Origin of the sequence: Janthinobacterium lividum, assembly GCF_034424625.1 — a bacterium.
In the GTDB taxonomy this organism is placed as follows: Bacteria; Pseudomonadota; Gammaproteobacteria; order Burkholderiales; family Burkholderiaceae_D; genus Janthinobacterium; species Janthinobacterium lividum.
The window spans coordinates 2,059,819-2,078,068 of the sequence record NZ_CP139976.1 but is presented as its reverse complement, the minus strand read 5'-3'; the positions used below and the strand labels follow the sequence as shown (position 1 = coordinate 2,078,068).

18 protein-coding genes are annotated in these 18,250 nt (G+C 63.5%); 11 read left to right on the top strand and 7 right to left on the bottom strand.

The window, feature by feature from the left end:
* Positions 1-12: 12 nt before the first annotated feature.
* Positions 13-975, bottom strand: coding sequence for a Dyp-type peroxidase (locus U0004_RS09450; RefSeq protein WP_081345564.1), 963 nt, complete (start codon positions 973-975; stop codon positions 13-15).
* Positions 976-1,136: 161 nt separating this feature from the next.
* Here U0004_RS09450 and U0004_RS09445 point away from each other — a divergent pair, with 161 nt between their 5' ends.
* Positions 1,137-2,558: an aminotransferase-like domain-containing protein gene (locus U0004_RS09445; protein ID WP_070255185.1), complete on the top strand. Its 1,422-nt coding sequence runs from the start codon at positions 1,137-1,139 to the stop codon at positions 2,556-2,558.
* Between the two features lie 18 nt (positions 2,559-2,576).
* On the opposite strand, the gene moaA is transcribed toward U0004_RS09445, so the two are convergent.
* Both moaA and U0004_RS09435 read right to left on the bottom strand, forming a co-directional pair.
* On the bottom strand, positions 2,577-3,647 hold the full coding sequence (gene moaA, locus U0004_RS09440) for a GTP 3',8-cyclase MoaA (protein ID WP_070255308.1): 1,071 nt from the start codon (positions 3,645-3,647) through the stop codon (positions 2,577-2,579).
* Positions 3,648-3,762: 115 nt separating this feature from the next.
* Positions 3,763-4,038: an Rrf2 family transcriptional regulator gene (locus U0004_RS09435; RefSeq protein WP_070255187.1), complete on the bottom strand. Its 276-nt coding sequence runs from the start codon at positions 4,036-4,038 to the stop codon at positions 3,763-3,765.
* A 167-nt stretch (positions 4,039-4,205) separates the two neighbouring features.
* On the opposite strand from U0004_RS09435, the gene U0004_RS09430 reads away from it, so the two are divergent.
* The 7 genes from U0004_RS09430 (at position 4,206) to U0004_RS09400 (ending at position 13,419) form a co-directional block, all read left to right on the top strand.
* Complete coding sequence (locus tag U0004_RS09430; RefSeq protein ID WP_070255189.1) at positions 4,206-6,518, top strand: FdhF/YdeP family oxidoreductase; 2,313 nt, start codon at positions 4,206-4,208, stop codon at positions 6,516-6,518.
* A gap of 13 nt (positions 6,519-6,531) precedes the next feature.
* Positions 6,532-7,911: a cytochrome ubiquinol oxidase subunit I gene (locus U0004_RS09425; protein ID WP_070255191.1), complete on the top strand. Its 1,380-nt coding sequence runs from the start codon at positions 6,532-6,534 to the stop codon at positions 7,909-7,911.
* A 30-nt stretch (positions 7,912-7,941) separates the two neighbouring features.
* Positions 7,942-8,922 carry a cytochrome d ubiquinol oxidase subunit II gene (locus tag U0004_RS09420; RefSeq protein WP_070255194.1) on the top strand — a complete coding sequence of 327 codons (981 nt, stop codon included), beginning with the start codon at positions 7,942-7,944 and terminating at the stop codon, positions 8,920-8,922.
* 27 nt (positions 8,923-8,949) lie between these two features.
* A complete protein-coding gene (locus U0004_RS09415) occupies positions 8,950-9,870 on the top strand; it encodes a bestrophin family protein (protein WP_070255197.1) in 921 nt (306 codons plus the stop codon).
* 15 nt (positions 9,871-9,885) lie between these two features.
* On the top strand, positions 9,886-10,737 hold the full coding sequence (gene fdhD, locus U0004_RS09410) for a formate dehydrogenase accessory sulfurtransferase FdhD (protein WP_070255202.1): 852 nt from the start codon (positions 9,886-9,888) through the stop codon (positions 10,735-10,737).
* 182 nt (positions 10,738-10,919) lie between these two features.
* Positions 10,920-12,392 carry a metal-dependent hydrolase family protein gene (locus U0004_RS09405; RefSeq protein ID WP_217495231.1) on the top strand — a complete coding sequence of 491 codons (1,473 nt, stop codon included), beginning with the start codon at positions 10,920-10,922 and terminating at the stop codon, positions 12,390-12,392.
* Positions 12,393-12,438: 46 nt separating this feature from the next.
* On the top strand, positions 12,439-13,419 hold the full coding sequence (locus U0004_RS09400; protein WP_070255208.1) for a ribonuclease Z: 981 nt from the start codon (positions 12,439-12,441) through the stop codon (positions 13,417-13,419).
* On the opposite strand, the gene U0004_RS09395 is transcribed toward U0004_RS09400, so the two are convergent.
* Positions 13,406-14,062: a tetratricopeptide repeat protein gene (locus tag U0004_RS09395; RefSeq protein WP_167468643.1), complete on the bottom strand. Its 657-nt coding sequence runs from the start codon at positions 14,060-14,062 to the stop codon at positions 13,406-13,408. The genes U0004_RS09400 and U0004_RS09395 overlap by 14 nt on opposite strands.
* Here U0004_RS09395 and U0004_RS09390 point away from each other — a divergent pair.
* Both U0004_RS09390 and U0004_RS09385 read left to right on the top strand, forming a co-directional pair.
* On the top strand, positions 14,061-14,885 hold the full coding sequence (locus U0004_RS09390; RefSeq protein ID WP_167468642.1) for an XAC2610-related protein: 825 nt from the start codon (positions 14,061-14,063) through the stop codon (positions 14,883-14,885). The genes U0004_RS09395 and U0004_RS09390 overlap by 2 nt on opposite strands.
* Positions 14,886-14,934: 49 nt before the next feature.
* Positions 14,935-15,405 (top strand): GNAT family N-acetyltransferase, encoded by a 471-nt coding sequence (locus tag U0004_RS09385; RefSeq protein WP_070255217.1) that lies wholly within the window; start codon positions 14,935-14,937, stop codon positions 15,403-15,405.
* On the opposite strand, the gene U0004_RS09380 is transcribed toward U0004_RS09385, so the two are convergent.
* On the bottom strand, positions 15,402-16,019 hold the full coding sequence (locus U0004_RS09380) for a TetR/AcrR family transcriptional regulator (RefSeq protein ID WP_070255220.1): 618 nt from the start codon (positions 16,017-16,019) through the stop codon (positions 15,402-15,404). The two genes, U0004_RS09385 and U0004_RS09380, sit on opposite strands and share 4 nt — an antisense overlap.
* 236 nt (positions 16,020-16,255) lie before the next feature.
* On the opposite strand from U0004_RS09380, the gene U0004_RS09375 reads away from it, so the two are divergent.
* Positions 16,256-17,401 (top strand): MFS transporter, encoded by a 1,146-nt coding sequence (locus U0004_RS09375; protein WP_217495235.1) that lies wholly within the window; start codon positions 16,256-16,258, stop codon positions 17,399-17,401.
* A 10-nt stretch (positions 17,402-17,411) separates the two neighbouring features.
* Here U0004_RS09375 and U0004_RS09370 read toward each other — a convergent pair whose 3' ends face one another.
* Both U0004_RS09370 and U0004_RS09365 read right to left on the bottom strand, forming a co-directional pair.
* Positions 17,412-17,906 carry a prolyl-tRNA synthetase associated domain-containing protein gene (locus tag U0004_RS09370; protein WP_070255226.1) on the bottom strand — a complete coding sequence of 165 codons (495 nt, stop codon included), beginning with the start codon at positions 17,904-17,906 and terminating at the stop codon, positions 17,412-17,414.
* 64 nt (positions 17,907-17,970) lie between these two features.
* Entirely contained in the window at positions 17,971-18,171 is a 201-nt protein-coding gene (locus tag U0004_RS09365; RefSeq protein WP_070255230.1) for a DUF3079 domain-containing protein, read from the bottom strand.
* Between the last annotated feature and the right edge of the window lie 79 nt (positions 18,172-18,250).

Here is an 18,250-nt window from a genome sequence, read left to right as displayed (position 1 = left end):
CCGGGACGGCCCTCAGCCGGGATCCGCCGGCGAAATACCCACGGCCAGCAAGGCATCGATGCTGGGCACAAAATAGATCGCCGACGACAGCGCCGTGGAAAAATCCAGCAGCCGGTCCGTCTGGGTGACGCCATCATAGCCTACGCCGTACATTTGCCGCAGCATGCCCATGGTCACCGTGATGTCCTTGCAGAAACCGACAAACATGACCCCCGCCTCGCCGGCATTGGCGTAATTGGCATTGCGGCGCACGATATCGACTTCCTCGCCATCGCGGATGAACTGGTTACGGCCCACATGGGAATCGACGGGCAGCGGCGACAATTCATGGCTGCCGGCCTTGGTGCGGCCCCACACCTGCTCCGCCGCGTGCACGGGCAAGGCGCGCAGGCGTTCCACATCCATACGCCATTTTTGCAGCAGCACGGTGGAGCCGCCCGCGCCCGCTTCACCGTCCGGAATGATGGCCACGCCGTTGGCGCGAAACGGATTCGGGTTGGCGACGCCGTCGGCAAAGCCGTCAAACGTCACGTTATTGTGATACGGAAAACACACCTGCTCGCTGGCCAGCTCGGCGAAAGGACTCAGCAAAGTGAGCGTCGTGCGCATGCTGTCGTACAGGGTGGCCGCGTTCGACTGCGTGATCCAGACCCAGAAATCGTGCTGGGTGGCCGGCGCCGTCTTGCCGTTGGCGCCCACCAGGTCTTGCCCGAACGACGCCATATTGTCCGGCACGCAACCCGGGCAAGCGGCGCGCCACAGCTCGGGCTTGAATCCCAGTACCACGTTGGCCGTGCCGCCCGTCAACTGATGGTGGCGATTCAGGGTGGGATCCAGAATGCCCGTGACCTCGGACTCCCACAGCTTGCCCAGCACCCTGAACAGCTGCTCCGGTTCAACGCCGGCCTTCACATTGAACTGCAAATGCACTTCGTCGCGCGCGACGACAGACAGCATGCTTTGTGGAATTGCCATGACCAATATTCCTTTTTTCGTTTTCTATGTGGATGGTAAACCAGAAGTATGGGATGACAGTTTCATTTCGACAACATGCGCTCATTGCAAGCATACCTCGCTCATGAATTGGAAGATAATGCAATGACGTAGAGCAAGAATCAAAGAATGGATACCATTGCATGAAATTGTATGAAAAGCTCGTCAGCGACATCGAGCAACTGGTGGCCAAGGGCGTGCTCTTGCCAGGCGAACGCATTCCCTCCGTGCGCCAGACCAGCCAGCAGCACAAGCTGAGCATCACCACGGTGCTGCGCGCCTACGTCAAGCTGGAAAGCATGGGCGTGATAGAAAGCCGGCCCCAGTCCGGCTACTTCGTGCGCCCGCGCGCCAGCGACACGGCCGCGCCCGCCATGTGCATGCAGGCGTCGCATCCCAGCCCCGTGCCGGCGGAAGTGCACGTCAGCCGCCTGGTGCTGTCGACCCTGCGCTCGATCGGCTTGCACGACGCCATCCCGCTGGGCTCGCCCTACCCCGACCCTTCGCTGTTTCCCTGGGAACGCATCAACCAGTATGCGGGCGCCGTGGCGCGCCGCAACCGCGTGTGGAACATGACGGACGACCTGCCGCCGGGCAACCCGCAGCTGATCCGCGAAATCGCCCGCCGCTACATGGAGAACGGCCTGGCCGTCGATCCCGACGAAATCATCGTCACCGTGGGCGCCACGGAAGCCATCAACCTGTGCCTGCAAGCCGTGGCCAAGCCGGGCGACACCATCGCCGTCGAGTCGCCCACCTTCTATGCCATGCTGATGGCCGTCGAACGGCTGGGCATGAAGGTGGTGGAAGTGTCCACCGATCCGTACGACGGCATCAGCATCGAGGCGCTGGCCGACATCATGGCCCGCCAGCCCATCGCCGCCGTCATGGTGATGCCGAACTTCCAGAATCCGCTGGGCTTTCAGATGTCCGACCAGCGCAAGCGTGCCCTGGTCCAGCTGCTGGAGCAGCACGACGTGCCCGCCATCGAAAACGGCGTCTACAACGAACTGTATTACGGCGATACCCATCCGTCCTCGCTCAAATCGTACGACCGCAAGGGCCTGGTGCTGCACTGCTCCTCGTTTTCCAAGAGCCTCAGTTCGGCGCAGCGCGTGGGCTGGGCCCTGGCCGGACGCTACCGGGGCAAGGTGGAAGAGCTCAAATTCCTCAATACCCTGGCCACGTCCTCGTTTCCGCAGCTGGCCATCGCCGAATACCTGCAAAACGACGGCTACGAACAGCATCTGCGCCGCACCCGCAAGGCGTATGCCCAGCAAGCGCGCATCATGGCGGCCGCCGTGCTGCGCTTCTTTCCTGCCGGCACGAAAATCTCGCACCCGCAGGGCGGCTACGTGCTGTGGGTGGAGCTGCCCGGCAATATAGATTCCATGCAGTTGTACCGGCGCGCGCTGGAATGCAAGATCACGGTGGGTCCGGGCCGCATGTTTTCCGTCAGCCAGGCCTACAAGCATTGCATCCGCCTCAACTACAGTTATCCGTGGAGCGTGGGTGTGGAACAGGCAATCATCCTGCTCGGTAAACTGATCACCGAATTCCTGTAGGCATTTTACGCAGTCCCGTCACCCGCCCACCAGCGACATGCGCACGGTGGGATACTGCTTGCGCCCGCCAAGCTGGGCCAGTGCGCCGCGCACTTCCGAGTAGCGGTCGCCACGTCGCTGCCAGTGCTGGCGCAGCAGGGCTTCCAGGCCTTGCTCGGAGTCAAGCTGGGGCCGCAGGTCGAGGCCGTCGTGGGCAAACAGGCAGGTAAACAACTTGCCGTCCGACGACACGCGCACGCGGCTGCAGTCGCCGCAGAACGGTTGCGACACGCTGGAAATGAAGCCCACTTCGCCGCCGCCATCGAGATAGCGGTAGCGGCTGGCCGTTTCGTGCGAGACAGGCTTGCCTTCGCCCAGCGACACGAGGGGAAATTCGGCGGCGATCAGCGCGCGCGCCGCCTCGGACGTGACGACGTGCGTGCGTGACCAGGCGCCGATGCCGCCCACGTCCATGAATTCGATCAGGCGCAGGATCACGCCCGTGTGGCGGAAGTGGCGCGCCAGCGGCACGATCTGGCTGTCGTTGACACCTTTCTGCACCACCATGTTGACCTTCACGGGGTTCAAGCCCACGGCTTGCGCTACCTCAATCCCGTGCAGCACTTTCTCGACGGGAAAGTCGACGCCATTCATGCGCTGGAAAATACCGTTGTCAAGACTGTCGAGGCTGACGGTGACCCGCTCCAGGCCCGCATCCTTCAGCGAGCGCGCCTTGGCCGCCAGCAAGCTGCCATTCGTCGTCAGCGCAATGCTCACGGCGCGCCCGTCCGGCGTAGTGAGGCGCGCCAGCATCTCGATCAGCCGTTCGAGGTTCTTGCGCAGCAGCGGCTCGCCGCCCGTGATGCGGATTTTATCGACGCCGAGGCGCACGAAGGCGCGCGCCATCGTTTCGATCTGCGCGAAGGACAGGCGCTCGCTGGAGGGAAGAAACGGGTAATCGCTGGGGTACAGTTCGGCCGGCATGCAATAGGTGCAGCGGAAATTGCACTGGTCGATGACGGAAATGCGCAAGTCCGTCAGGGGGCGGCCCAGCATGTCCACGCATGGCTCACTATAGTCTGGCTGCCAGAGCGCTGGCTGCGGATACATGATGGTGTTCATTGTGCTTCCCCCTTGATGTGCATTCGTCTGTGTCCAGCATAGGACGAATGGGAGCAGGCAAAGAGGTACAGTCCGGCGCCAGCCGATAGAGTACAGACGCGATCTATTCCGCTGGCGGTGCAGTAAAGACGCTGGCGCACAGTTCCGCGCCCGCCGCGCTGAGTAGCGCGCTGCCGCCGCCGCTCTCCGCCGTGGTCACCAGCACCAGTCCCGCGCTGGACAGCGCATTGAGCTGGCGCAGCAAAGTGCTCATCTGTACTCCTGCCCGCTTGGCCAGCTTGGCCAGCGACCATGGTCTCACCGGCGCCTCCTGGCGCGCTTCCCACAGCAGCGCCAGCAGCGCGATCAGCGCCGCATCGATTCCTTCTTCCTTTTGCATGTTCTTTTCTCCTTGTCCACATCATAGATCACGGCCGGCGCCGGCGCGACCGGCATCGTCGTCTTGCCATCTGTACTCTGTTTTTTTACCCGGAACTGTGCGCCTAAGGGGCAGTCCGCCGCCCCTACCATGTGATTGTCCCATCGCACATCACCAGGAGAGTCATCATGAGCAAGCCAAAGTCCGACGCGCGCATCGCGCCCTACACCCATGCCGCGGCCGGTTGGGGTGCCCTCAAGTATGTGGCCATCAATCTGTTCAAGGAAAAAGTCAGCGCGGGCAATTACCGCTCCCTGTTCGAGCAAAACCAGCCCGACGGTTTCGACTGCCCCGGCTGCGCCTGGCCCGACCGCGAACACGCGTCGACGTTTGAATTCTGCGAAAACGGCGTCAAGGCCGTGGCCGCCGAATCGACGAGCAAGCGCGTGCGCCCGGAATTTTTCGAAGAGCACACGGTCACCGCATTGATGGAACAGTCGGACTATGATCTGGAACAACATGGCCGCCTGACGGACCCCATGGTGTACGACGCCGCCAGCGACAAATACCAGGCCATTGCCTGGGACGACGCATTCGCCCTCGTGGCGCACCACCTGCATGCGCTGGACGACCCGAACCAGGCCGCCTTCTACACGTCGGGCCGCGCCAGCAACGAAGCGGCCTTCCTGTATCAACTGTTCGTGCGCGCCTACGGCACCAACAATTTTCCCGATTGCTCCAACCTGTGCCACGAAGCAACGAGCCGTGGCTTGCCGGAAACGGTCGGCATCGGCAAGGGCACGGTGCTGCTCGACGACTTCGAGCACGCGGACACCCTGTTGCTGTTCGGCCAGAATCCGGCTACCAACCACCCGCGCATGCTGGGCGAATTGCGCGAAGCGTCGCGCCGCGGCGCCACCATCGTTTCCATCAACCCATTGCACGAACGGGGCCTGGAGCGCTTCACCAGCCCGCAGCATCCGCTGGAAATGCTGACGGGCGGCAGCACGAACATCTGCTCGCTGTTCATCTGCCCGACATTGGGCGGCGACTTCGCACTGATCAAGGCCATGGCCAAGCGCGTCGTCGAACTCGATGACGAGGCCATCGCCCACGGCCAGGAGCGCGTGCTCGACTGCGATTTCATCGCCGAACACACGACGGGCTTCGACGCCTTCGCGGCCGACCTGCGCGCGGAAAGCTGGGACTTGCTGCTGGCCGAATCGGGCGTGGCGCGCGACAAGATCGAAGAATTGACGCAGATCTATGTGAAGGGCAAGGCCGTCATCGCCACCTGGGGCATGGGCGTGACGCAGCACAAGAATTCGCTGGCCACCGTGCAAATCCTGTCGAACTTGATGATGATGCGTGGCAATATCGGCAAGCGCGGCGCGGGCCTGTGCCCCGTGCGCGGCCACTCGAACGTGCAGGGCGACCGCACCATGGGCATCGAGGAACAGCCGACCAAGGAATTCCTCGACCGCCTGGGCCTGGTCTTCAACTTCGAGCCGCCGCGCCACCACGGCTACGATGCCGTCGGCACCATCGCAGCGATGCTGGAGAAGAAGGTGAAAGTGTTCGTCGCGCTCGGCGGCAATTTCTCGATGGCCACGCCGGACACGCCGCGCACGTGGGACGCGCTGCGTTCGTGCGACCTGACCGTGCATATCGCCACCAAGCTCAACCGCAGCCATCTGGTGCACGGCAAGGATGCGCTGATCCTGCCCACCCTGGGGCGCACGGAGATCGACGTGCAGCAAGGCGTGGCGCAAGGCGTGACGGTGGAAGATTCGATGAGCATGGTGCACATCTCGTTCGGCATGAACCAGCCCGCCTCGCCCAATTTGCGCTCGGAAATCGCCATCGTGGCCGGCATGGCGCAGGCGACCCTCGGCAGCGAAAAGATCGACTGGCTGCGCTTTTCCGGCAACTATGCGTTGCTGCGCGATTCCATCGAACAAGTGTTCGACGACTTTTTCGACTACAACTTGCGCGTGGCCAAGCCGGGCGGTTTCCACTTGGAAATCGCCTCGCGCGAACGCGTGTGGAAGACGGAAAGCGGCAAGGCGCAATTCCTCGTCAACGCCATCGAACTCGACACACCGATCCACCGCGCGCGCCAGCAATATGGCGAGCGTCTGATGGTGCTGATGACCACGCGTTCGCACGACCAGTACAACACGACGATCTACGCCATGGACGACCGCTACCGCGGCGTGTTCGGCCAGCGCCGGGTCGTCTTCATCAACAAGGACGACCTGGCCATGCTGGGCTTTGCGGCCGGCGACTGGGTCGACCTGATCGGCGTGTGGCATGACGGCATCGAACGCCGCGCCGACCGCTTCCTGCTGGTCGAGTACGACATTCCGCGCGGCTGCATCGGCGCCTACTACCCGGAAACCAATCCGCTGGTGCCGCTCGACAGCGTTGGCGAAGGCTCGCGCACGCCGACCTTCAAATCCATCCCCGTGCTGCTGGCGCCTTCGGCCGCCCTCAGCTGAACAGGAGAACGCCATGTTCGGTTTCGATACCCTGGACCTGTCGCGCGCGCAATTTGCGATGACGGCCATCTTCCACATCCTGTGGCCCATATTGACGATCAGCCTGTCGCTGTTCCTGTTTGTTGTCGAGGCGCTGTGGCTGCGCACCAGCGACCCCGTCTACTACCGCCACGCGCGCTTCTGGAGCAAGCTGCTGGTGCTCAACTTCGCCGTCGGCGTCGTCAGCGGGATTCCCCTGGAATTCCAGTTCGGCACCAACTGGGCGCCGTTCTCGCACCATTCCGGCCAGTTCATCGGCAACATCCTCGGCTTCGAGGGTGCCATGGCCTTCATGCTGGAAGCGGGCTTCATCGGCATCATGATGTTCGGCTGGGGCCGCGTACCGAAGGGCGTGCACCTGTTTGCCACCGGCATGGTGGCGCTCGGTTCCAGCATTTCCTCGTTCTGGATCATGGTCGCCAATTCCTGGATGCAGACGCCGGCCGGCGTGCGCGTGGTCGACGGCAAGATCATCGTCACCGATTACGTGGCCGCCATCTTCAATCCCGACATGGCCTGGGCCGTGGGCCACATGTGGGTGGCCGCCGTGGAAACGGGCTTGTTCGTCATCGCCGGCATTTCCGCCTGGTACATGTTCAAGCGCCGCGAACCGGCCTTCTTCGCCCGCTCGTTCAAGCTGGCGCTGATGTTGCTGCTGGTCATTGCGCCGTTGCAAGTCTGGCTCGGCGATTCGAGCGGCGTCGACGTCTTCAAGACCCAGCCAGCCAAGGGCGCGGCCATCGAAGGCCACTGGCACACGAATCCTGATGGCGAAGGGGCGGCCTGGTCCCTGCTGGCCTGGCCTAACCAGGCGGAGCAAAAGAATGACTGGTCCATCGAAGTGCCCGGCATGCTCAGCGTGATCGCCACGCATAGCGCGACGGGCAAGATCACGGGCCTGGCCGACATCGCCCGCGAAGACCAGCCGCCCATGCTGCCGCTGCTGTACTACGCCTTCCGCGCCATGGCCGGCATCGGCATGTGGTTCGTGCTGCTGTCGTTCTGGACCTTCGTGGCCTGGCGCAAGGTCGGCGGACGGGTGGAAGAGTTCGTGCGCAAGCGCAAGCTGCTGCTGGCCTGGGTGCTGACGATACCGCTGCCGTATATCGCCGTTGAGTGCGGCTGGATCGTGCGCGAAGTCGGTCGCCAGCCGTGGGTCGTGTACGGCCTGCTGCGCACGCGCGACGCCGTCTCCGACGTGGCGGCACACGCCGTGGCCGGCAGCATGCTGATGTTCTTCGTGTTTTACATCGTGCTGTTTGTCACTTTCTTTGTGTTTGCCAAGAAATGGCTGCAACAAGGCCCGGACGTGGCCCTGCCGCTGCCGGACGCTGCCCATGCCGTGGGGTACTGAAGTGCGCCGCTATCTGACTAGGAGTGTGTAATGGATATGAATTCGCATGCCATGCTGGGCAATGCCTGGTTCGGCTTGATCGGCCTGATGCTGATCTTTTACGTGGTCACGGACGGCTTCGACCTAGGCGTGGGCATCCTCAGCCTGTTCACCCGCCGCGAGCAGGAACGCAACCTGATCTTCCAATCGATCGCCCATGTGTGGGACGCCAACGAAACCTGGCTGGTAGTGGTGGGCGGCGCCCTGTTCGGCGCCTTTCCCAGCGCCTATGCCACCTTGCTGGAACAGCTGTACATTCCCATCATGCTGCTGATCGCCAGTCTGATCATGCGCGGCGCGTCGATCGAGTTCCGCCATGCGGCCAGCAACAAACGCCTGTGGGATGTGATCTTCGGCGTGGGCAGCCTGCTGGCCGCCGTGGCGCAAGGCGTGGTGCTGGGCGAGGTCATCACGGGCTTGCAGCCGGGCTGGCTGAGCGGTATTTTCACGGCTTGCACGGCGCTGGGTGTGGTGGCCGGTTATTGCCTGCTGGGCAGCACTTACCTGATCAAGAAGACGGGCGGCCAGCTGGAAGCGGCGGCGCGCCGCTATGCCACGGCCAGCGTGCTGGCGACTGTCGCGGCCGCCATCGTGCTGTCGGCCGGCACCATGGTCTTCAGCGCCATCGGCCACGACCGCTGGGCGCAGCCGGGCGTGTTCGGCGTGCTGCTGGCCCTGGCCGCCATCGCCGCCAGCGCCTTCATCTACATCCTGTGGGCCGTGCATGTGAACGGCGTGCGCGGACCGTTCCGCGGCGCCATCGTGCTATTCCTGGCCTCGTTCGCGGGCCTGGCCATCAGCTTCTTCCCCGACCTCGTGCCGGGCAAGCTGAGCATCGCGGCGGCCGCATCCGATGAGCCGACCCTGATCTTCATGCTGATCGGCATGGGTTCCATGCTGCCGATCATGATCGGCTACAACCTGTTCCAATACTACGTCTTCGAGGGCAAAGTCGTGCCCCGGAAACATTAACCGGCATCACGGCATGCGCATTCCATCATGATTATCCGCCCCACCACCAACTGGTTTCGCATGCTGTTCGTTTGGGATGGCTCGGTGCTGCAAGCCATCATCCCGCAATTGCTGCTGATGCTGGTCGTCAGTTCGCTGGCGCTGCTGACGGATGGCCGTATCTTCGGCGTCAAGATTCCGCTCGATACGGCGCCGTTTCCCATGGTTGGCATCAGCCTGGCGATCTTCCTCGGCTTTCGCAACAACGCCAGCTATGCGCGCTTCGTCGAGGCGCGGCATATCTGGGGGCAATTGCTGATCGCCGCGCGGGCCCTCGCTTCGCAAGCGATCACGTATCTGCCACGGGAGACGAGCGGGCTCGACCATGAGTTGCTGATGAACCGGCTGATCGCCTTCGTCTACGCGCTCAAGCACCAGTTGCGCCAGACGGACCCGCAGGAAGACCTGGCGCGCTACCTGCCGGCCGAAGAAGTGCAGCGCTTGCAGGGACTGAACTTCAAGCCCGTCGCCGTGCTGCACACGGTGCGGGCCATGCTGCATGACGCCGTGCAGCGCCAGCCGGGCCAGGCGCAGCTGCTGTGGATGCTAGACACCCAGCTCAACGACCTGGCCGCCACCGTGGCCGGTTGCGAGCGCATCAAGAACACGCCGATACCGTATCCGTACGGCGTGCTGGTGCACCGCACCGTCTACATGTACTGTTTTTTACTGCCGCTGGGCCTGGTGGACGCCATCGGCGTGGCCACGCCCCTCATTTCCGTCTTTGTCGCCTACACCCTGTTTGCGCTGGAAGCCATCGCGCAGCAGATCGCCGAACCGTTCGGCCTGGCGCCCAACTGCCTGGCCCTGAACGCCATGACGCGGGAAACGGAACGCTCGCTGCTGGAATTGAATGGCGCCCCGCTGCCGCCCTCGATACGGCCCTGCCCGCGCTATCAGATCGATTAACCGGAGGAAAAAATCATGGAATGCGATATCGGCATCACCACCATCGAGCGCGACGGCTACCTGGACGTCCCCATGGTGCGCCACCAGGGGGGCGTGGCCACGGCGGGCCGCGACATGGTGGCCGAGGAGTATCCCGTGGCCCTCGTCTACAACGGCATCGCCCACGCGGTGATGATGGCCACGCCGCGCGACCTGGAGGAATTCGCCGTCGGCTTTACCTTGACCGAAGGTATCGTCGGCAGCGTGCGCGACATCTACGACCTCGATGTGTGTTGCGGCGAGGATAGCGCGGAAGTGCGGCTGACCATCGCGCAGCCGGATTTGATCAAGCTCAAGGCCCGCCGCCGCGCGCTGACCGGGCGCACCGGTTGCGGCGTGTGTGGCATCGAAAGCCTGGCCCTGCTGGACCTGGTGCCGGAAAAGATCACGCGTCCCCTGCCGCCGCTGGTCGCCAGCAGCGCCATCCTCGGCCGCGCCGCGCGCGAACTGCTGCCGTACCAGGAATTGATGCACAAGACGGGCGGCGTGCATGCGGCCGCCTGGTGCACGGCCGAAGGCGCCATCGTGAAAGTGTTCGAGGATGTGGGCCGGCATAACGGCCTGGACAAGCTGATCGGCTACCTGGCCCTGCACCGCATCGCCATGCACGACGGCTTCGTCTTCCTCTCCAGCCGCGCCAGCTATGAACTGGTGCGCAAGTCGGCGCGCATGCATATCGGGCTCGTCGCCACCATCTCGGCACCCACCTCGCTGGCCATCCGCATCGCGCGCCAGGCCGGCATGCAGCTGGCCAGCTTTTGCCGCCGCGACGGCTTTGTCGATTACACGGCCGGCGACGGGGAAGATAGCGGCCAGCATGCACCTTAGCATGTACCTTTAACGGCAGATGCTGCATTCTTTGCTGTAAAGCAAGTGCACGCTTGACTTGCCGACGCTGCGGGCTTTCAATGGGAATAGTTTCCTATTATTAACTTTGCCTGCGGCCACTCTCCTGGCGCGGCAGCGATGAAAGGATGGCGGCGATGGCACTGGCACAGGAGCAGCATCTGATGGATACATGGCAAACGGGCGGCTTGAAACCGCGCGCCTGCGACTGCGGCGGCACCGTCTTCACCATCCTGCACCAGCGGGTGATGGCGGACATGCGGCGCCGGCAGTTTCTCGGCGGCGCGGCCGCCATGCTGGCACCCTTCGTCGGCCTCGGCCTGTCCACCGGCAACGCCATCGCCCAGCAGCCGCAAACGCCCCAGCGCCCCCTGCTGCTGACCAATCTGCGCCTGTTCGACGGCACGGGCAAGGCGCCCCGCTCCGGCATCCACGTGCTGGTGACGGGCCCGACCATTACCGCCCTGTTGCCGGCCGGCGAAAAGGTGGACGGCGCGCAAGTGATCGATTGCCAGGGCAAGCTGGTGATGCCGGGCCTGATCGACGCCCACTGGCACACCATGCTCGCCGCCATCAACCAGGTGACGGCCATGACGTCCGACGTCGGCTATCTATACCTGGTGGCGGCGCAGGAAGCGCAGCGCACCCTGCTGCGGGGCTTTACGTCCGTGCGCGATCCTGGCGGCCCCGCCTTTGCATTGAAACGCGCCATCGATGAAGGCATCGTCGACGGCCCCCGCATCTTTCCGTCGGGCGCCATGATTTCGCAAACCTCGGGCCATGGCGACTTCCGTTTGCGCTCGGACATCCCGCGCGCTGCCAATGCACCGCTGGGCATGGCGGAAACGGCGGGCATGGCCATGATCGCCGATGGCGAGGCGGAAGTGCTGCGCCGCGTGCGCGAACAATTGATGCTGGGCGCGACGCAAATCAAGATGATGGCGGGCGGCGGCGTCGCTTCGATGTACGACCCGCTCGACAGCACGCAATATTCGGAACGCGAACTGCGCGCCGGCGTGGAAGCGGCCACCGACTGGGGCACGTATGTGATGACCCACGTCTACACGCCGAAAGGCATACAGCGGGCCATCCGCGCAGGCGTGCGCAGCATCGAGCATGGCCAGCTGGCCGACGACGAATCCGTGCGCATGATGCGCGACACGGGCACGTGGTGGAGCCTGCAGCCTTTCCTGCAAGACGCGGATGCGAATGTCTATCCCGATGCGGCGCGCAAGGCCAGCCAGGCTATTGTCTCGGAGGGCACGGTGAAGGCATATGCGCTGGCGCAAAAGTACGGCATCAGGACGGGCTGGGGAACGGACATCCTGTTCAACGCGAAAAACACGCCCACGCAGGGCCGCCAGTTGGCGAAACTCACGCGCTTTTACGATCCCCTGACCTTGCTGGCGCAGGCGACGGGGCAAAATGGCGAACTGCTGGCCCTGTCCGGCCAGCGCTCGCCCTACCCGGGCACTTTGGGCCGCCTGGCCGCGGGCGCGCTGGCCGACTTGCTGGTGGCCGATGGCGACCCTGCGAAGAATCTCGATTTCCTCGCCCGGCCGGAAGAAAACCTGCTGCTGATCATGAAGAACGGGCGCATCTACAAGGACAAATTGAGCGCGCCATTGGCAGGCTGAAGGCGGGCGCGTTGGTAACGGCGGTGGCTTGCCGCATAATGCGCCCATGTTCAAACTGACTTTTCTCGGCACGTCTTCCGGCGTGCCCACGCGCCACCGCAACGTCACGTCGCTGGCCCTGCAAACCACGCACAACCGCGACTGGTGGATGATCGATTGCGGCGAAGCCACGCAGCACCGGCTGCAGCGCCTGCCCCTGTCCGTGCACGACCTGGTGGGCATTTGCATCACCCACGTACATGGCGACCACAGCTACGGGCTGCCGGGCTTGCTGGCCAGCGCCTCGATGACGGGGCGCAAGAAGCCCTTGCTGCTGATCGCCCCGGCCGCCATCAAGGCCTGGATCGACGCGACACTGCTGCACACGGAACTGTTCCTGACGTATCCGCTGATCCACATCGACGTGGACAGCGCGCCAGTGGTCTACGAGGAAGCGGGCTTGACCGTCTCGCGCCATGCGCTGTCGCACCGCGCGCCGAGCGTCGGTTATCGTTTCGCGCTGGAAACGAGCAGGTGGAAGCTGGACAAGGCGGCCCTGCAGGCAGCGGGCGTGCCGCCCGGCCCCGCCTGGGGACTCTTGCAAGCTGGCCAGGAGGCGCTGCTCGACGACGGCACGGTCTTGAACGCCGCCGCTTTCCGCCAGGTGGAAACGCAGCGCGCCACGGTGGTGATAGGCGGCGACAACGACACGCCGGCCTTGCTGGCGGAGGCTTGCGCGGATGCGCAATTGCTCGTGCATGAAGCCACCTACACGGAAGCGATGCTGCAGAAAGTGGGGCCCGGCCCCACGCACAGTTCCGTGCAGCGCGTGGCGCAGTTTGCCGAAGCGGTGCGCTTGCCGAACCTGATCCTCACCCACTTCAGCGCCCGCTATCACAATGCGGACGGCATGGCCGAGCTGGAAGCGGAAGCCCGGCTGCATTATTCGGGCGAACTGTTCCTGGCGCGCGATTTCGACAGCTATGAACTCGACGCGGCGGGTGCGCTCAGCAAGCAGCCGGGGAAATCGTCGTTCAGTGGGGATTGACGCCATACTGCGCCGCATACTCGGCAGCCAGCGCGCGCGCCGCCTGCTGCTGTGACGGCGTGAGGATTTCCAGCAACTGGTCGCGGTTCTTGATCGATTGCACGCTGCCTGCCTCGGCCGGCATGGCGATCCACGCATACGCCTGCACGTAGTCGAGCTCCACGCCCTGCCCTTGCGCGTACAGCAAGCCATATTCATTCTGCGCCGACAGGGAGCCGGCTTCGGCCGCCTGCTTGTACCAGAACGCCGCTTCGGCAAAGTCTTGCGGTACGCCATCGCCCTTGCGGTAAGCCTGCGCCAGGTTGAATTGCGACTGGCCATCGCCCGCCTCGGCCGCCTGGCGGCCGTACGCGAGCGATTGCGCCATGTCTTGCGCGACGCCATCGCCGCTCGCATACATCAGGGCCAGATTGGCCAGCGCTGGCGGAAAACCCGCCTGCGCGGCCGCCGTAAACAATTCCACCGCTTTCGGCAAATCTTGCGTCACGCCATGGCCCTGGTAATACAGGCTGGCCAATAAATGCTGGCCGGCCGGATCGCCGGTGCGCGCGGCCGCATCGAATTGCTTGAATGCCTCGGCGTAATTGCCGTCGTTATAAGCGAGAATACCCGCTTCATTAAAAGATTCAGGAGAGGATGTCATGGAATTCCTTGTTCGGGGATTTTCGGGCATTGTACACAGCACCGTTCCGCGCAGAATGCACGATAGGGAATGGTGTGGCGCACTGCCCAAATCCTGCAGTATGATCACTCTCCGCCTGATGCAATCGGGGCATTTGCCCCAACGCCCGTCCACGAATATCGCCATGAAACTGATTGCTCTGCTTTTATCCCTGATTTCCACCTCGGTTTATGCTGGCACCTTGCATCTGGATAAAGCAGTGACAGGCAAAGTGTGGCAAGCGGCCAATATCCGTTATGCGAATCACGATGAAAAACAGACGTATCAGCTGAAAATCGGGAAGCAGTGGCTCAATGGCCGTTGCAGCAGCAGCGGCACGGGCAATTTGCACGCGCTGCTGCTGGACATGAATTTCGACGGCCATGCCGACCTGTGGGTCACCGGCTATACGGATAGCCAAGGGCGCATCCGCTGTTCCGATGTATGGCTATGGGATGCGCCGGCGAAACAATACAGTTTCAACAAGCCATTATCGGCCATTCCAAATCTGGATATCGGCATGAACGATCAAAGAATCGAAGGCGGCATCGCCAATTGCGGCTGCGCGGCGCAATGCTTTTATGAAGACAGCTATGCGTGGCGGGCCAGCAAATTAATCACCACCGCGCGGCGCGAACAGGATTGCGAGCGCTATCGGGAATATCGCTTGAATGACAAAAACGACATGATCATCGTCAAGGATGAAATCATCGAGAGCAGCAACCCCGGCCAGCAGGCCATCGAGAATACAAAACTAGTTGACTGGCAGCGTCACGCGAAAATCATGCGCAAACCCTGGGAATGATTTTTATCCTGCCCTGCCCGCCATTCATCCCACACCATCGAGCAAATACATGACGACACACCCAACATCGATTACTTTCCATTCCGCCAAGGCGGAAGACACGCCAGCCTTCATCGACTTGCGCGGCAAGACGCGGCAAAACGCCATTCCCGCGGAACGCCTGGCGGAAGTGGGCATCACGGCCGACTCCTGGGCCGAGATGATGCACTCGGGCAGCCTGCCTGGCCAGGTCTGCCATCACGACGGCCAGCTGGTCGGCTACTGCTTTGGCGAGCGCGACACGGGCGAAATCATCGTCCTGGCCCTGCTGCCGGAATTCGAAGGCTTAGGTATCGGCAAGACCTTGCTGGAATTGGTGATGACGGAACTGCGCGCGCAAGGCCACCAACGGCTGTTCCTCGGCTGCTCCAACGACCCCGCCTCGCGCTCCTACGGTTTTTACCGCTACCTGGGCTGGACCGCGACGGGCGAGACGGACAAGTATGGCGACGATGTGCTGGAGTTCCGCTTTACGGCCTAGGCTGCCAAGCGGTTGGCATCCCACACGCGCATGATTTGCGTGATGGCAGAGTCAAACACGGCGTAGCCCACGCCATCGCGGGCCTGGATAGCCACGCCCGACAGAAAGCTGTCGAAGACGGACGCCAGCGCCACGGCATCCATATCACCAGGCAAGTCGCCGCTGGCCATGCCCCGCTCGACGCAGCGCACGAAGCCGGCGCGCGTGCGGGCGCGCGATTGCGTGAGGGGCGCGGCCACGGCCGCGTGTTCGGCCGTCGGCGCGCTCATGCAGCCGAGCGCCACCATGCAGCCGGGCGGATGTCCCGGCTCGGACTGCATGCTGGCCGACTGGCGCAAGGCCAGCTCGATGGCCGCGCGCGGCGCCAGGCTATCATCCCACAGGCACTCCGTCACGCGGGCAAACGTGTCCAGATAGCATTGTGCCGCTTCGCGGAACAGCGCTTCCTTCGAACCGAACGCCGCATAAAAACTGGGCGCGGAAATGCCGCCGCCCAGGCTCGCCTTGAGCTGGCTCAAGGACGTCGATTCATATCCCTGCTGCCAGAATAAAAACATGGCCTGCTCGACCGCTGCCTGCCGGTCGAACGTGCGCGGCCGTCCCATTTGCGCCATCCTTCGCTCCTCCTCATTTACTTACATACTACTCGATACAGAAGTCATTGACAACGCGGCACGTCATCACCTATATTTATACCGATCGATACATATGTACCGCAACGACGGTCAGGGGCGCTCCTGCGCCTGATCTCTTTACAAGGATGTTTGCCGTGAATCTCGCCACTATCACCACCGGAGCCAGCCCCGCGCTGGCTGACCGCCTCCCCGTCGCCGGCCTGCTGGCCCTGGCCATGACGGGTTTTATCTGCATCGTCACAGAAACCTTGCCCGCCGGCTTGCTGCCGCAGATCAGCTCTGGACTCGGCATCAGCGCCGCGCTGGCCGGGCAAATGGTTACGGCCTATGCCCTCGGCTCCCTGCTGGCAGCCATTCCGCTCACCATCGCCACGCGCGGCTGGCGCCGCCGCAACGTGCTGCTGCTGACCATCATCGGCTTTCTCGTGTTCAATACCGTCACGGCCCTGTCGTCACATTACTGGCTGACCCTGGCGGCCCGCTTCTTTGCCGGCATGGCGGCCGGACTGGCGTGGAGCTTGCTGGCCGGCTATGCGCGGCGCATGGTGGCGCCCCACCAGCAAGGCCGCGCCTTGGCGCTGGCCATGGTGGGCGCACCCGTCGCCTTGTCCTTGGGCGTGCCGCTGGGCACCTTGCTCGGTTCGCTCGTCGGCTGGCGCGCCGCGTTCTGGATCATTTCAGCACTGACATTGATCCTCATCGCCTGGGTGCTGGCCAAGGTGCCGGATTACCCGGGCCAATCCGTCCATGAGCGCCTGCCCTTGCGCCGCGTCTTCACGACGCCGGGCGTGCGCCCCGTGCTGGCCGTCGTCATCGCCTGGATGTTGGCACACAATATTCTCTACACCTACATCGCCCCATTCGTGGCGCCGGCCGGATTGACGGAGCGAGTCGATCTGGTGCTGCTCGTCTTCGGCGCCGCCGCCATGGCTGGCATCTGGATCACGGGCAAGCTGGTCGAGCGCCACCTGCGCGCCACCGTGCTGGCCAGCCTGGCCGTGTTCGCCGCGACGGCCTTCGTGCTGGGCGTCGCATCGCACATTCCCGCTGTGATCTACCTGGGCATGGCCGTCTGGGGCTTGTCCTTTGGCGGCGCGGCAACACTGTTGCAGACGGCGCTGGCCGACACGGCAGGCAGTGGCGCCGACGTGGCCTTGTCGATGAACGTAGTGGCGTGGAATGGCGCGATTGCGGCCGCGGGCGTGGTCGGCGGCGCCCTTCTGGAAACGTGGGGCGCGGACGCCTTCCCGTGGGCAATGGTCAGCTTGCTGGTGCTGGCGCTCCTCGTCGCCTGGTCGGCCCGCGCGCACGGTTTCCGGCCGGGACGGCGCAGCGGCGGCGCGTCCGTGGCCGGGCATTGATACAACGCGTTTAATCAGCCGCCGGCACGCTCAGAATGCGGGGTACGTGTCCAGTATGGGCGAGGAAATCGACCAGGGTGGCATGCGACAGCGCCACCGTGGCCGTATTGCGCAAGGGATGGGCTTGCACAGAACCAGCTTCCCATACGGCCTGGTCCAGCACCAGTTCCACCGCCTGCGCGCTGTCGTGGATCAGCGCAAACAGGCTGACGGACCCCGGCGTGATGCCCAGATGCTGGAGCAAGCGTTCAGGCGAAGCCATGCTCAGCTTACTGGCCGGCAACAGCCGCCCCAGCGCCGCCAAGTCGATGCGCTTGTCGAAAGGCACGATGACGAGAAAATGCCGCCGACCCTTTTCATCGCGCACGAACAGGTTCTTTACCATCAGGCCAGGCATGGCTGGCACGTGGATCAGCGCCTCATCGATGGTGTGTACGGCCGGGTGTTCGGCCAGGGTGTAATCGCCGGCGCTGCTTGCCAGCCAGCGGGACAGGGTTTCTTGCATGGAGACTCCTCAGCTCGGACGCGATGAAGAGATTGTAGCGGCGCGCCGCGTGCTGCGCTTGCCGTCAGGGCGGGTTCTCGTCCTTGTCGGCCTTGTCGGCCGCCGCCAGCCCCCAGTCATTCCAGCCCTCGCCAAACAGCTCGATCGGATGCTGCGTGCGCTCGGAACCATTGCCGCAGCGCATGGCGTCCGGCGGACAATACTTGTCGCAGCCCCAGCAGATGCGTTCGGGATTCTTGGGGTTCAAGGGAAAAGGCTTGGCCATGGTGTGGGCGCCGGGGTCGGTTGGGTCTTGTTGATGACTCTAGACCTGGCGCGGTGGGCGGTCAAACCAATTTCAGCTA

What these genes read in the sequence shown, in the direction of transcription:
- U0004_RS09450 (WP_081345564.1), bottom strand. Translation starts at nt 975, where the DNA reads ATGGCAATTCCACAAAGCATGCTGTCTGTCGTCGCGCGCGACGAAGTG.
- U0004_RS09445 (WP_070255185.1), top strand. Translation starts at nt 1,137, where the DNA reads ATGAAATTGTATGAAAAGCTCGTCAGCGACATCGAGCAACTGGTGGCC.
- moaA (WP_070255308.1), bottom strand. Translation starts at nt 3,647, where the DNA reads ATGTATCCGCAGCCAGCGCTCTGGCAGCCAGACTATAGTGAGCCATGC.
- U0004_RS09435 (WP_070255187.1), bottom strand. Translation starts at nt 4,038, where the DNA reads ATGCAAAAGGAAGAAGGAATCGATGCGGCGCTGATCGCGCTGCTGGCG.
- U0004_RS09430 (WP_070255189.1), top strand. Translation starts at nt 4,206, where the DNA reads ATGAGCAAGCCAAAGTCCGACGCGCGCATCGCGCCCTACACCCATGCC.
- U0004_RS09425 (WP_070255191.1), top strand. Translation starts at nt 6,532, where the DNA reads ATGTTCGGTTTCGATACCCTGGACCTGTCGCGCGCGCAATTTGCGATG.
- U0004_RS09420 (WP_070255194.1), top strand. Translation starts at nt 7,942, where the DNA reads ATGGATATGAATTCGCATGCCATGCTGGGCAATGCCTGGTTCGGCTTG.
- U0004_RS09415 (WP_070255197.1), top strand. Translation starts at nt 8,950, where the DNA reads ATGATTATCCGCCCCACCACCAACTGGTTTCGCATGCTGTTCGTTTGG.
- fdhD (WP_070255202.1), top strand. Translation starts at nt 9,886, where the DNA reads ATGGAATGCGATATCGGCATCACCACCATCGAGCGCGACGGCTACCTG.
- U0004_RS09405 (WP_217495231.1), top strand. Translation starts at nt 10,920, where the DNA reads ATGGATACATGGCAAACGGGCGGCTTGAAACCGCGCGCCTGCGACTGC.
- U0004_RS09400 (WP_070255208.1), top strand. Translation starts at nt 12,439, where the DNA reads ATGTTCAAACTGACTTTTCTCGGCACGTCTTCCGGCGTGCCCACGCGC.
- U0004_RS09390 (WP_167468642.1), top strand. Translation starts at nt 14,061, where the DNA reads ATGGAATTCCTTGTTCGGGGATTTTCGGGCATTGTACACAGCACCGTT.
- U0004_RS09395 (WP_167468643.1), bottom strand. Translation starts at nt 14,062, where the DNA reads ATGACATCCTCTCCTGAATCTTTTAATGAAGCGGGTATTCTCGCTTAT.
- U0004_RS09385 (WP_070255217.1), top strand. Translation starts at nt 14,935, where the DNA reads ATGACGACACACCCAACATCGATTACTTTCCATTCCGCCAAGGCGGAA.
- U0004_RS09380 (WP_070255220.1), bottom strand. Translation starts at nt 16,019, where the DNA reads ATGGCGCAAATGGGACGGCCGCGCACGTTCGACCGGCAGGCAGCGGTC.
- U0004_RS09375 (WP_217495235.1), top strand. Translation starts at nt 16,256, where the DNA reads ATGACGGGTTTTATCTGCATCGTCACAGAAACCTTGCCCGCCGGCTTG.
- U0004_RS09370 (WP_070255226.1), bottom strand. Translation starts at nt 17,906, where the DNA reads ATGCAAGAAACCCTGTCCCGCTGGCTGGCAAGCAGCGCCGGCGATTAC.
- U0004_RS09365 (WP_070255230.1), bottom strand. Translation starts at nt 18,171, where the DNA reads ATGGCCAAGCCTTTTCCCTTGAACCCCAAGAATCCCGAACGCATCTGC.